Annotated in this window: 10 protein-coding genes; 8 read left to right on the forward strand and 2 right to left on the reverse strand. The window is 71.1% G+C overall.

The genetic code is table 11. The features are described from left to right. The coding region (locus tag Pta02_RS18845) for an LPXTG cell wall anchor domain-containing protein (RefSeq protein ID WP_203876176.1) at positions 1–441 on the forward strand (441 nt) is incomplete at its 5' end. A 19-nt stretch (positions 442–460) separates the two neighbouring features. Here Pta02_RS18845 and Pta02_RS18850 read toward each other — a convergent pair. Beyond that, positions 461–1516 (reverse strand): LacI family DNA-binding transcriptional regulator, encoded by a 1056-nt coding sequence (locus tag Pta02_RS18850; protein WP_203876177.1) that lies wholly within the window; start codon positions 1514–1516, stop codon positions 461–463. Positions 1517–1559: 43 nt separating this feature from the next. Further along, positions 1560–4109, reverse strand: a complete 2550-nt coding sequence (locus Pta02_RS18855; protein WP_239130896.1) for a glycoside hydrolase family 3 C-terminal domain-containing protein — start codon at positions 4107–4109, stop codon at positions 1560–1562. Positions 4110–4648: 539 nt separating this feature from the next. On the opposite strand from Pta02_RS18855, the gene Pta02_RS18860 reads away from it, so the two are divergent. The 7 genes from Pta02_RS18860 to Pta02_RS18890 all read left to right on the forward strand — a co-directional run bounded on the left by Pta02_RS18860 (position 4649) and on the right by Pta02_RS18890 (position 13359). Next, the gene (locus Pta02_RS18860) at positions 4649–5947 is read left to right on the forward strand and encodes an ABC transporter substrate-binding protein (protein ID WP_203876179.1); all 1299 of its coding nucleotides are present in this window, start codon (positions 4649–4651) and stop codon (positions 5945–5947) included. 84 nt (positions 5948–6031) lie between these two features. Continuing rightward, entirely contained in the window at positions 6032–7003 is a 972-nt protein-coding gene (locus Pta02_RS18865) for a carbohydrate ABC transporter permease (protein ID WP_203876180.1), read from the forward strand. Next, on the forward strand, positions 7000–7869 hold the full coding sequence (locus tag Pta02_RS18870; protein WP_203876181.1) for a carbohydrate ABC transporter permease: 870 nt from the start codon (positions 7000–7002) through the stop codon (positions 7867–7869). Before Pta02_RS18865 ends, Pta02_RS18870 begins: the two co-directional genes overlap by 4 nt. Positions 7870–8681: 812 nt before the next feature. Further along, complete coding sequence (locus tag Pta02_RS18875) at positions 8682–10007, forward strand: sugar ABC transporter substrate-binding protein (RefSeq protein WP_203876182.1); 1326 nt, start codon at positions 8682–8684, stop codon at positions 10005–10007. A gap of 82 nt (positions 10008–10089) precedes the next feature. Further along, positions 10090–11106 (forward strand): carbohydrate ABC transporter permease, encoded by a 1017-nt coding sequence (locus Pta02_RS18880; RefSeq protein ID WP_203876183.1) that lies wholly within the window; start codon positions 10090–10092, stop codon positions 11104–11106. Then, on the forward strand, positions 11099–11938 hold the full coding sequence (locus tag Pta02_RS18885; RefSeq protein ID WP_239130898.1) for a carbohydrate ABC transporter permease: 840 nt from the start codon (positions 11099–11101) through the stop codon (positions 11936–11938). Before Pta02_RS18880 ends, Pta02_RS18885 begins: the two co-directional genes overlap by 8 nt. Before the next feature lie 68 nt (positions 11939–12006). Then, a complete protein-coding gene (locus tag Pta02_RS18890; protein WP_203876184.1) occupies positions 12007–13359 on the forward strand; it encodes a GH1 family beta-glucosidase in 1353 nt (450 codons plus the stop codon). The last annotated feature ends 50 nt before the right edge of the window (positions 13360–13409 follow it).

Genomic DNA, 13409 nt, shown 5'->3' on the forward strand with positions numbered 1-13409 from the left:
GGGGAAACCCCTGGTGGGGAAACCCCTGGTGGGGAGACGCCGAACCCGGCTGAGCCCGGCGGGGAAACCCCGGGCGAAGAGACGCCCGGTGGGGAGACGCCCGGTGGGGAGACTCCTGGCGGGGAAACCCCGGGTGGGGAGGCACCGAGTCCGGCTGAGCCCGGTGGGGAGACCCCGGGTGAGGGATCCGCTCCGAGCCCGGCCGAGCCGGGGGAGGAGGTCACGCCCGGTGAGGCGACGCCCGGGCTGGCGGAGCCCGACGAGACCACGTCCGGGGAGTCGCTGGGGCAGGCGCCGCAGACTCCGGAGTACGGCCTGGTCGGGGAGCAGCTTCCCTACACCGGTGTCGAGATCGGGTGGCTCGTCCGGACGGCGGCCGGGCTGCTGCTCGTGAGCTTCCTGATGGTCGTGGCCGCACGGCGCCGGCCCTCGGGCCGCTGAGCGCGGGTCCGGGATCGGCTCAGGCGGATTCCCGGATCACGAGGGCGGGTTCGAAGATGACGGAGGTCGCCTGCCGCTCCGGCTCCTCGATGTGGGCCAGCAGCAGGCGCGCCATCTCGGCGGCCATGTCCTCCACGGGGTGGCGGATGGTGGTGAGCGGGGGACGGCAGGCCAGCGCCGCGCTGCTGTCGTCGAAGCCGACCACCGCCACGTCCTCGGGCACCCGGCGGCCGTGATGGCGCAGCACCACCAGAGCGGCCTGCGCCATCACGTCGTTGGCGACGAAGACGCCGTCGATGTCGGGATGCTCGGCCAGCAGGCGCTCCATGGCCGCCTCGCCGCTGGGGTAGGTGAAACTGCCCTCCACCCACGGGATGTAGGGCTGGCCGTGCACCGCCATGGCGTCCCTGAAGCCCGCCAGCCGCTCCTGGCTGGCGGGCACCGCCATGGGGCCCGAGATGGTGGCGATCCGCTTGCAGCCCCGGGCGACCAGGTGGTCGGCGGCGAGCTTGGCGCCGGCCCGGTGCTGGACGTCGACGTAGCTGATCGGGAGCGGCTCGGGGGGCCTGGCGAAGAGCACGGCGGGCAGGCCCGCCTCGACCAGCAGTCTGGGGAGCGGGTCGTCGGCGTTGGTGGAGACGAGCACGGCCCCGTCGGCGTTGCCCTGGCGCAGGTAGGCGAGCACCTGGGCGCGGGTCTCGGCGGTCTCGGCGAACATCAGGATCGGATGGACCCCGCGGGGGCGCAGGAAGCCGACGATGCCGCCGGCCACGCGGCCGAAGAACGGGTCGGCGAAGACCTGGCCGGGGAAGGGGTCCTCCCCGCTCTCGTCGCCCGCGCCGGAGACCACCAGGGCGATCGCCCCGGTGCGGCGTGTGACGAGGGAGCGGGCCGCCTGGTTGGGGACGTAGCCGGTGGCGGCGATGGCCTTCTTGACCGTCTCCTGGATGGCGGGGTCGACGTTGCGGATGCCGTTGATGACGCGCGAGACGGTGGCTCGGGAGACGCCCGCCGCCCGGGCCACGTCCTCCAGGGTGGGGGATGATCCCGATGACGGCGGGAGACCTTCGCTCATAGGGTTCTTTATAGCATAGCGGGAGAGCGCTCTCCAAGAAAACTCACGGCTCCACCAGCGCTTTCGCATCCGCGATCGTGGTGGCCGCGAGCGGGAGGTCGGCGGCCGAACGGCCCGCCAGCACCGTGAAGGCGCCCTCCTCCAGGCGCCATCCGCCCGCCTCGGCCGACCAGTACTGGAAGGCCCGCGGCCGGATGCCGACGGCGACCTCGACGGTCTCGCCCGGCTCCGCGACGGCCGCCGCGTAACCGGCCAGCCATCGCACCGGACGGGTCACGGCCGTCTCCGGTCGCGACAGGTAGACCTGCACGACCTCGCGCCCGGCGCGCCCGCCGGTGTTGCGCAGCCGTACCCGGACCGTGAGCGGGGCGTCCGGCGTGATCAGCTCGGGCACGGTGAGGCTCTCGTACGACCAGGACGTGTAGCCCAGCCCGTGCCCGAACCAGTACACCGGCGGCGTGGACTCCCGCAGCCAGGCCCGGTAGCCGATGTCCAGCCCCTCCCCGTAGGTGAGGACCCCGTCCTCCGGGACGGTGGAGAACAGCGCGCTCTCGCTCCAGGTGGTCGGCAGCCGGCCCCCGGGTTCGGCGACCCCGAACAGGACGTCGGCCAGGCCGTGCCCGGCCTCCTGCCCGGGGAACCAGCTCAGCAGTACGGCGGGCACCTCCTCGCGCCAGGGAAGGGTCACCGGGCCGCCCGAGTTGACGACCACGACCGTGTCCGGGCAGACGGCGGCCACCGCGCGGACGAGCTCGTTCTGGCGGCCCGGCAGCTCCAGGTGCTCGCGGTCGAAGCCCTCGCTCTCGATCTCCTCCGTGGTGCCGACCACCACGACGGCCGCGTCGCAGGTGCGGGCGAGCTCGACCGCGGCGGCCAGCTCGTCCTGCGCGCCCTGCCGGACGGGATCGGCGGCCAGGATCGAGGCGACCCCGGTGCCGGGGGCGAAGTGCCGCCGGGCGACGATCTCGACCTCCCGGTCCTCGTCCGTCGAGATCCGGGCGCGCCGATAGGGAGGGGTCAGGTGCACGACGGCGGGGTCGTCGGTGTCCAGCTCGACCTCCTCGTCGAGGAGCACGCGGCCCTCGGCCTCCAGGCGGACCCGCCCCCACCCGGCGAAGGCCAGCTCCCAGGGGCCGCCGGCGCCGGGACGCAGGAGGGCGCGGATCTCGACGGCGACGGCGGCGGGGACCGACCCGGGTTCCGGCAGGCGCCCGCTCAGGCGGTGCTCGGCGTGGACCTCCTCGCCGGCGGCGTCCAGCAGCCGGACCAGAAGGCCGGGCTCACCGGTCCGCGGGTTGCGGGCGTTGCCGGTGTCCAGCGGGGTCGGCCGGGTGTCGATGCGGACGCCGGGAGAGTGGTGCACCTCCGCCTTCCCGGCCAGCGCCTCGCGGATGCCGTCGAGCGGCGACACGGTGGAGACGGGGTAGACGCCCGCGCTGCCGCCGCCCTGGATCCGGGCGGTGGCGGCGTTCGGGCCGATCACCGCGACCCGGCGCAGCCGTACGGGGTCCAGCGGGAGCAGCGGGCCCTCGTTGCGCAGGAGTACGGTGCTGGCGGAGACGGCCCGGCGCAGCAGCGCCCCGGCCACGCTCGGATCCGGCGCTGCCGAGACGGCGGTTCCGGACCCGGTGCCGGACGACGTGCGCGAATCGGCGCCGGTGGGGAACGTGCCCGGGTCGGCCGTGCCTGGGCTGCCCGGAGTGGCGACGATCAGAGCCGGGTCGTCCGGGGTGGCGGGGGTCAGGGCGCCGACGCGGGTGGCGAGTCCGAGCAGGCGGCGGATCTTGTCGTCGATCACGCTCTCCGGGACCTCGCCGGAGCGCACCGCGGCGATCAGCGCCTCGCCCCACAGCGGGTTGGGCCCCGGCATGGCCAGGTCCTGGGCCGCGAGCGCCGACGGGACGGTGGAGCGCACGGCCCCCCAGTCCGACACGACCACGCCGTCGAAGCCCCACTCGCTCTTGAGCGGGTCGGAGAGCAGCGGGCTCTCCGACATGGTCGTCCCGTTCACCTTGTTGTAGGCGGACATGACCGCCCACACCCCCGCCTCCACCGCCGCCTCGAACGGCGCCAGGTACAGCTCGCGCAGCGTCCGCTCGTCGACCCGGGCGTCCAGGGTGAGCCGCTCGGTCTCGGAGTCGTTGGCGACGTAGTGCTTGGCGGTGGCCGCCACCCCGCCGGCCTGGACGCCGCGGATGTATGCGGCGCCGATCCGGCCGGTCAGCAGCGGGTCCTCGGAGTAGCACTCGAAGTGGCGCCCGCCCAGCGGGGAGCGGTGCAGGTTGAGCGTCGGGGCGAGCACGATGTGGACGCCCTTGCGCCGAGCCTCGGAGGCGATCAGGCCGCCCAGCGCCTCGGCGAGTTCCTCGTCCCAGGTCGCGGCCACCGCGGTGACGGAGGGCAGGGTCAGGGAGGTGCTCCGCTCGTCCCAGCCGGGCCCCCGCACGCCGACCGGGCCGTCGGAGGTGACCATGGCGCGCAGCCCGATGTCCGGCTCGCCCCGCAGGCGCCAGACGCCGACCCCGGACAGCAGCCCGATTTTCTGCTCCAGGCTCAGCTTCTCCACCAGATGGTCGAGGTCGTCGGTGCCCACGCGGTTTCCCTTCGCCGTTGGTTCCTCCTGATGGAGAGCGCTCTCCAATGAGCCCATAGCGTCACCGGTGGCGGCGGGTGCTGTCAATGGCCGCGCGGGACGGTGTTCCGGGGACGCTCTCCGTTACGGGGAAGGGTGCGGGAGGTTTCGAGCCGATGGCGGATCAAGCCTTGACAGTGCCCGATCTGGCAGGGCACGCTCTCACCACAGAGAGCGCTCTCTCCATTCTCGTCGCCGCGTGCGTCGGGCACCCCCCTGCACTGAGGAGAGATTTTGCACTCAAACCGCAGTTCAGAGCCCTTTAGAGTCCGCAATTGGATCCGATCGGCCTGGCCGTGGCGGCCACAAGCAGCCGGGCCGTCCTGCGTTGGGAGAGCGCTTCCGGAAAACGTCCGCAATCCGGGTCCCGCTCGGCGGATACCCGGCGGACCGTGTTCGGCGTCTGCGTGACCGTACGGCGTGTCGCGCTCGGGGTGGCACGCCGTACGGTCACGCCGGCCCTCTCTCCCACTGATCGTCAAGGACCCAAGGAGGGTTCCATGGGCACACGTCGTCCCCGGTTCCTCGGCCCCATGCTGGCCGCGGTCGCGCTGACCGTGAGCGTGGCCGCCTGCGGCAGCGGCGGCACGAGCGCGAGCGGACCGGCCGGCAGCGGTGCGCCGGCCGAGAAGGTCAAGCTGACCGTCGCCCTGTTCAGCGACTTCCACTACGCGCCGCTGTACGAGGAGTTCAAGAAGACCCACCCCAATGTGGAGATCGTCGAGCGCAGGGCGCAGTTCAACGACCACCACACCAACCTCGTCACGCAACTGACCACCGGCGCGGGCGCCGCGGACATCGTGGCGGTCGAGGGCGGTTACGTCGGCGCGTTCACCCCCTCACCGGAGAAGTTCCACAACCTCAAGGACTACGGCCTGGACAAGCGGCAGAGCGAGTACCTCGACTGGAAGTGGCAGCTGGGCGTCTCCAACGACGGCTCCTCGCTCATGGGCCTGGGCACCGACGTCGGCGGCCTGGCCATGTGCTACCGGCCCGACCTGTTCAAGAAGGCGGGGCTGCCCACCGACCGCGAGGAGGTCTCCAAGCTCTGGCCCACCTGGGACCAGTACGTCGAGACGGGCAAGAAGTTCGTCGCGGCCGGCGTGGCGGGCGCCAAGTTCACCGACGGCCCCGGCGAGCACTTCCGCGCCATGGTCGAGCAGGCGCCGGTCGGCTACTACGACGACCAGTACAACATCATCGCCGGGACCAACCCGGAGGTGCGCAAGGCCTTCGACATGGGCGTACGGATGATCGACGAGGGTCTGTCGGCCAAGCTGCCCGCCTTCACCCCGCCGTGGAACACCGGCATCGCCAAGGGGACCTTCGCCACCATGGTCTGCCCGGCCTGGAAGACCGGCACGATCAAGGACCAGAACCCCGGTGAGGGCGCCTGGGACATCGCCGCGGTGCCCGGTGGCGGCGGCAACCAGGGCGGCACCCACCTGATGCTGCCCAAGCAGGGCAAGCACCCCAAGGAGGCGGCCGAGCTGATCGACCTGCTGACCAGCAAGGAGAGCCAGATCAAGCTCTTCAAGGAGGCCAGCGCGCTGCCCTCGCTGCCCGTCCTGTACGACGACCCCGCCGTGGCGGAGTTCGTCAACCCGTACTTCGGCAACGCCCCGATCGGCAAGATCTTCACCGACGCCGCCAAGGCGCTCAAGCCGCAGAAGGTCGGTCCGAAGGCCGGCGACATCCTGAAGGCGTTCGGCGACGGCCTTCAGCGGGTCGAGCAGGGCAAGCAGAACCCGGAGGAGGCCTGGGCCCAGGCGCTGAAGGACGTCGGCAGGATCAAGTGACGCTCCGGCGGACCGGCCGCGCGGCCGGTCCGCCGATTCCCTCCCCGCTTCCTTCCTGCTCACGAGTCGCCGAAAGGAGCTGCCATGGCCACCCGCGCGCCGGACCGCCTGGCGGCGGTCCCACCGGGCAAACCGGTGCGACCACACCACCGCGTGCGCCGTCACCTGGTCCACCAGCTCGACGTCAAGGGCTCGCCGTACGCGTACGTGGCCCCGTTCTTCCTGCTCTTCTCCGCGTTCGGGCTGTTCCCGCTGGCCTACACCGCCTGGGTGAGCCTGCACGAGTGGGTGCTGCTCTCCGAGGAGCAGACCTTCGTCGGCCTGGACAACTTCAGGACACTGCTGGCCGACGACTACTTCTGGAACGCCACCTTCAACACCCTGTCCATCGGGGTGCTGTCCACCGTCCCGCAGCTGCTGCTGGCCATCTGGCTGGCGCACCTGCTCAACCGGCCGTTGCGGGCGCAGACCTTCTTCCGCGTCACGCTGCTGCTGCCCAACGTGACGAGCGTGGTCGCGGTGGTAGTGATCTTCAGCCAGCTGTTCGGCCGGGACTTCGGCATGATCAACTGGGTGCTCTCCTGGTTCGGCGTCGACGCCGTGCCGTGGAACGAGGGGGTGGCCAGCTCCCACGTCGCCATCTCCATCATGATCATGTGGCGGTGGACCGGCTACAATGCGCTGATCTTCCTGGCCGCCATGCAGGCCGTGCCGCGCGAGCTGTACGAGGCGGCCACCATCGACGGGGCCGGCGAGTTCACCCAGCTGCGCAGGATCACGATTCCGATGATCAAGCCCACCATCGTCTTCGTCGTCATCACCTCGACGATCGGGGCCATGCAGGTGCTCGCCGAGCCGCTGCTCTTCGGCGTCTACACCCTCACCGGCGGCGTGGACCGGCAGTACCAGACGCTGGCGCTGTTCATCTACGAGAACTTCATCAAGCTGGACCTCGGCTACGCCTCGGCCATCTCCTGGATGATGTTCGTCTTCATCGTCGTGATCGCCGGCATCAACTACCTGATCACCCGCCGGAGCAGGGGAGGACTGCTATGACCGGCACGACCGCCGGCCGGGCGAAGGCCCGCCCGGCCCGCCGGGGCACCCCGGGCGCCCCCCGCAGGCTCATCTACCTCACGTTGACGGCGGTGGCCTTCTTCTCGGCGATCCCGCTGTACTACAGCGTCGTGGTGGCCTCCCGGGACAACGCGGCGCTGGCGGAGGTCCCGCCCCCGCTGGTGCCCGGCGGGAACTTCTTCGCCAACGTGGCCCGGGTGTTCGACACCGTGCCCTTCGGGCTGGCGCTGGCCAACTCCGTCCTGGTCTCCGGCTCCATCGCGCTGTCGGTGATGTTCTTCTCCACGCTGGCCGGGTTCGCCTTCGCCAAGCTGCGCTTCCGCGGCCGCAACGCCCTGCTGCTGCTCACGGTGGCGACCATGATGGTGCCGACCCAGCTCGGGATCATCCCGCTCTACATGCTCATGGTGAAGCTGGAGTGGACCGGCACGATGTACGCGCTGATCGTGCCCGCCATGGTCAGCGCGTTCGGCGTCTTCTTCATGACGCAGTACCTGTCCCGGGCGCTCCCGACCGAGCTGCTGGAGGCGGGCCGGGTGGACGGCTGCAGCACGTGGGGGCTGTTCTGGCACGTGGTGGTCCCGGTCGCGCGCCCCGCGGCGGCCGTGCTCGGCATGCTCACCTTCATGTCGGCGTGGAACGACTACTTCTGGCCGCTGGTCGTGCTGACCCCGGAGAACCCCACGGTGCAGGTGGCGCTGTCCACGCTGGCCGCGGGATACGTCAACGACTACGTGCTCGGCCTGACCGGCACCGCGCTGGGCACGTTGCCGCTGGTCATCGTGTTCGGCCTGCTCGGCAAGCAGATCATCGGCGGCATCATGCAGGGGGCGGTCAAGGGATAGCGCCACCGGGTCCCGGGCCGCATGGCCCGGGACCCGGTCACACCCGCACGCGGCGGCGGCCCGGTTCTCGGATCGGGCCGCCGCCGCTGCCGTTTGCGCAGGTCGCCTGCCGTACGGTGGGCAGCCTGGGACGGAGAGCGCTCTCCAATGAGAGTGGCCCCGAGGGGCGGCGATGTCAAGATCTGGCCGGTCGCCGATATGAAACCGATCGTCCGCGCCGCCGGAACGGCGGGGGAGCTGTCCGGTGATCCGCCATCCGGCCGCCGGTGTTCCCGGCCGCGTCCCGGAATCGGCGCGGGCCCGCCGATCTCAGTGAAACCCCAGTTCATAAGCGTTCAAGAGGGCCGGCGCCGGTAGGGGGAAGGCGTTTTCCCCCGTTGACGCGATCCCTCCCGGCCGGGGCCCGCCCGCGACCGCTCCCGGAACGAGGCTTGACAGTGCTCGGTCCCCGGGGGCACTCTCCCTCTTGGAGAGCGCTCTCCTTCGCCGCCGTACGGCGGGCACCCCTATCGAGGAGAGACCGTGCATCCATCCCGAAGTCCCGGCCTGCGAGCCATGGCCCGGCCGGTCATCACGCCTCCCGCGGTGGTCACGGCCGCTCCGGGGGCGTCGGCCGCGTCTCGGCCGCAGGACCGCCGTCACAGGGCGGAGCGGACGAGAACCCGTCGGTGACGCCCGCAGATCACTGAATTCCCGCATTCCCTCGCACTCCCCGCCCCGCGATCACGGTCACATCGAGGCCGCGGGACGTGCCGGACCCACCCCCCGACTCCCCGCCACGCCCGGAGTCGCAACCGACCGAAGGAACAACCGTGCGCATTCGAAAGCTCGCAACCACGGCCATGGCCGGGTTCCTGCTGCTGGCCGCCTCCGCCTGCGGCGGCGACGGCGGCAGCGGCGACGGCTCCACCGCCCAGAGCGGCGCCCCCAAGACGCTCACCTACTGGGCGTCCAACCAGGGTCCCAGCCTCGAGGCCGACCAGGAGATCCTCAAGCCCGAGCTCGACCGCTTCAAGAAGGAGACCGGGATCGAGGTGAAGGTCGAGGTCGTCCCGTGGGCCGACCTGCTCAACCGGATCCTCGCGGCCACCACCTCCGGCCAGGGCCCGGACGTGCTCAACATCGGCAACACCTGGTCGGCCTCGCTGCAGGCCACCGGCGCCTTCGTGCCCTTCGACGACGCGCTGCTGGGCAAGCTCGGCGGCAAGGAGCGCTTCCTCGGCCCGAGCCTGGCCGCGACCGGGGCGCAGGGGCAGCCGCCCGCCGCGATCCCGATCTACGGCATGACCTACGGCCTGATGTACAACAAGAAGATGTTCGCCGACGCGGGCATCGACGGTCCGCCGAAGACCTGGGACGAGCTCATCGAGAGCGGCAAGAAGCTCACCAAGGACGGCAAGTGGGGCCTGGCCGTGGAGGGCGCCAGCGTCACCGAGAACGCCCACCACGCCTTCATCTTCGGCCAGCAGCACGGCGCCGACCCGTTCGACGCCTCCGGCAAGCCGCAGTTCGACTCCGACAAGCAGGTCGCCGCGACCAAGCAGTTCCTGGACCTGATGGCGGTCCACAAGATCGTCAACCCGAGCAACGCGGAGTACGGCAACGGCACCCAGGCCGTGCAGGACTTCACCTCCGGCAAGGCCGGGATGCTGATGTGGCAGTCCATCGCCTCCTCGGCGAAGGCCGCGGGCATGGGCGAGGACGAGTACGGCGTCGCCCCCATCCCGCTGCCGGACCCCGCCCAGGGCGGCAAGCAGGTCAACGGCATGGTGGCCGGCATCAACCTGGCGATCTTCAAGAGCAGCAAGAACCAGGACGCCGCCGTGGAGTTCGCCAAGTTCATGACGAGCAAGCAGACGCAGCAGAACCTCAACAAGGCCTACGGCTCGCTGCCCACCGTCAACGACGGCTACGACGACCCCGCCTTCCAGACGGAGCACATCAAGGCCTTCCAGCAGATCCTCGCCACCACCGCGGCGCCCCTGCCCCAGGTGCCCGAGGAGAGCCAGTACGAGACGCTGGTCGGCACCGCGATGAACGAGCTGTTCGCCGACGTGGCCAGCGGCAAGCCGGTCACCGACGCGCAGATCAAGGCCAAGCTGACCGAGGCCAACGAGAAGATGCTGGCCGGCAGCTGACCCCTCCCGCCCACCCAGGGTGCCGGGCGGCGCGCCGCCCGGCACCCTCCCGCGGATCCCTTCACCGATCGAGAGGATGTCCATGGTCGCGTCCACCACGCCGCGCCCCGGCGCCCGGCGCGCAAGCGGGTCGCCGGAAGGCGGGCCCCCGCGGTCCGGAGGGGGACCGGGCCGGGTCGCCGCCCTGATCCCGGTACGGCTGCGCCGCCTCGGCCTGCCGTACCTGCTGATCCTCCCGGCGATCGTGCTGGAGCTCCTCATCCACGTGGTGCCGATGCTGGTCGGCATCTGGATGAGCTTCCTCAAGCTCACCCAGTTCTTCATCCGCAACTGGTCGGCGGCGCCGAGCGCCGGCCTGGCCAACTACGAGATCGCGGTGGACTTCGACTCGGCGGTGGGCGGCTCCCTGCTGCGGTCCTTCACCGTCACCGTCGCCTTCACCGTGCTGGCGGTCGGCCTGTGCTGGCTGCTGGGGACCGCCGCGGCGGTGCTGATGCAGGGGGGCTTCCGCGGGCGCGGGGTGCTGCGCACCCTGTTCCTGACCCCCTACGCGCTGCCCGCCTACGCCGGGGTGATCACCTGGAGCTTCATGTTCCAGCGCGACTCCGGCCTGGTCAACCACATCCTGGTCGAGCAGTCCGGCCTGCTGGACGAGCGCCCGTTCTGGCTCATCGGCGGCAACAGCTTCGCCGCCCTGCTGGTGACCTACGTCTGGCGGGTCTGGCCGTTCGCCTTCCTGGTGCTCATGGCCGGGGTGCAGAACATCTCCGGCGACCTCTACGAGGCCTCGGCGATCGACGGGGCCGGCTGGTGGCGGCAGCTGCGCTCGATCACGCTGCCCATGCTGCGCCCGGTCAACCAGGTCGTGGTGCTCGTGCTGTTCCTGTGGACCTTCAACGACTTCAACACGCCCTACGTGCTGTTCGGCAGGTCGGCCCCCCAGGAGGCCGACCTGATCTCCATCCACATCTACCAGAGCTCCTTCGTCACCTGGAACTTCGGCTCGGGCGCGGCGATGTCCGTGCTGCTCCTGCTGTTCCTGCTGCTGGTGACCGCGGTGTACCTGGTGGCGACCTCGCACAGGAGGACCCGTGCGTGAGCCCCGATGGCTGCCCTGGGCGCGCTGGATCGTGCTCGGGTTCCTGAGCCTGTTCACCCTCCTGCCGCTGTATGTGATGGCCACCACCTCCATCAAGCCGCTCGGGGACGTGCAGGGCGACTTCCACTGGATCCCCACCACGATCAGCCTGCAGCCCTTCGCCGACATCTGGCGGACGGTGCCGCTGGCCCACTACTTCGCCAACAGCCTGATCGTGGCCTCCGTCGCCGCCGTGGCGTCGGTGACGATCGCGATCTTCGCCGCGTACGCGATCAGCCGCTACCGCTTCCCCGGACGGAGGATCTTCTCCGTCACCGTGCTGTCCACCCAGATGTTCCCCGGCATCCTGTTCCTGCTCCCGCTGTTCATGATCTTCGTGAACCTCGGCAACACCATCGGCGTGGAGCTGTACGGCAGCCGCACCGGTCTGATCATCACCTACCTGACCTTCTCCCTGCCGTTCTCCATCTGGATGCTGGTCGGCTATTTCGACTCCATCCCCACGGCGCTGGACGAGGCCGCCCAGGTCGACGGGAGCGGGCCGGTCGGCGCCCTGCTCCGGGTGGTCATCCCGGCGGCGATGCCCGGCATCGTCGCGGTCACCATCTACGCCTTCATGACCGCGTGGGCCGAGGTGCTCTTCGCGTCGGTGATGACCGACGAGAGCACCCGCACCCTGGCCGTCGGCCTGCAGGGCTACTCCACCCAGAACGACGTGTACTGGAACCAGCTGATGGCCGCCTCCCTGGTCGTCAGCGTCCCGGTGGTGGCCGGCTTCCTGCTGCTGCAGCGCTATCTGGTCCAGGGCCTGACCGCGGGCGCGGTCAAGTGAGCCGAGTGGCCTGCGCGCCGTACCGCCCTCAGCACCCAACCATCCCCGTTCGCAAGGAGAACGCATACATGGACCCGCTGTCCGCCTTCGGTCCCGGTTTCACCTGGGGCGTGGCCACCTCGGCCTACCAGATCGAGGGCGCGGTCTCGGAGGACGGCAGGCTGCCCTCCATCTGGGACACCTTCTCCCGGGTCCCCGGCGCCATCGACAACGGCGACACCGGTGAGGTGGCCTGCGACCACTATCACCGCTGGCCCGAGGACGTGGACCTGCTCGGCCGCCTCGGTGTGGACGCCTACCGCTTCTCGGTGGCCTGGCCCCGCGTGATCCCGGAGGGGTCCGGCGCGGTCAACCCGCGCGGGCTGGCCTTCTACGACCGGCTGGTCGACGCCCTGCTGGAGGCGGGCATCCGCCCATTCGTGACCCTCTACCACTGGGACCTGCCGCAGGCGCTGCAGGACCGCGGGGGCTGGCCGAGCCGGGACACCGCCCGGCGCTTCGCCGAGTACGCCGCGGTGGTCGCCGAGGCGCTGGGCGACCGCGTCACCGACTGGACCACCCTCAACGAGCCGCTGTGCTCCTCCTGGCTCGGCCACCTGGAGGGCAGGATGGCCCCCGGCTTGACCGACCTGACCGCGGCCGTGCGGGCCTCCTACCACCTGCACCTCGGCCACGGGCTGGCCGTGCAGGCGATCCGGTCCGCCGCCCGCAGCGCGCCCTCCATCGGGATCGTCAACAACCTCAGCCCCTGCGAGCCCGCCACCGACAGCGACGAGGACCGCGCCGCCGCCCGGCGCCTGGACGGCCACGTCAACCGCTGGTGGCTCGACCCGATCGCCGGCCGCGGCTACCCCGAGGACATGATCGAGGTGTACGGCGTCGACCTGCCGGTCCGGGAGGGCGACCTGGAGACGATCGCGGCGCCGCTGGACTATCACGGGCTGAACTACTACTTCCGGCAGGTCGTCGCCGACGACCCCGGGGGGCCCGCCCCCCACGCCCGCCAGGTCCCGGTGCCCGGCGCCACGACGACCGCGATGGGCTGGGAGGTGCACGCCGACGGGCTGGAGCAGCTGCTGATGCGCCTGACCGGGGAGTACGGGGTGGAGAAGATCTTCGTCACCGAGAGCGGCTCCGCCTGGCACGACGCGGTCGGGCCGGACGGCGCGGTCGACGACCCCGAGCGGACCGTCCACCTGGAGGAGCACCTGGCGGCCTGCGCCCGCGCGGTACGGCGGGGCGCGCCGCTGGCCGGGTACTTCGCCTGGTCGCTCCTGGACAACTTCGAGTGGGCCTACGGCTACGACAAGCGCTTCGGCCTGGTGCACGTCGACTACGCCACCCAGGCCCGCACCGTCAAGGCCAGCGGCCGCCGCTACGCCGAGATGATCCGCGAGCACCGCGGGGCGCCGGTGGCCTGACCCGCCCGGCACGTCACTCCGGCGGGGCCCGTCCCAGGGGGACGGGCCCC

The sequence above is a fragment of the Paraplanobispora takensis genome, assembly GCF_016863195.1.
GTDB lineage: Bacteria > Actinomycetota > Actinomycetes > Streptosporangiales > Streptosporangiaceae > Planobispora > Planobispora takensis.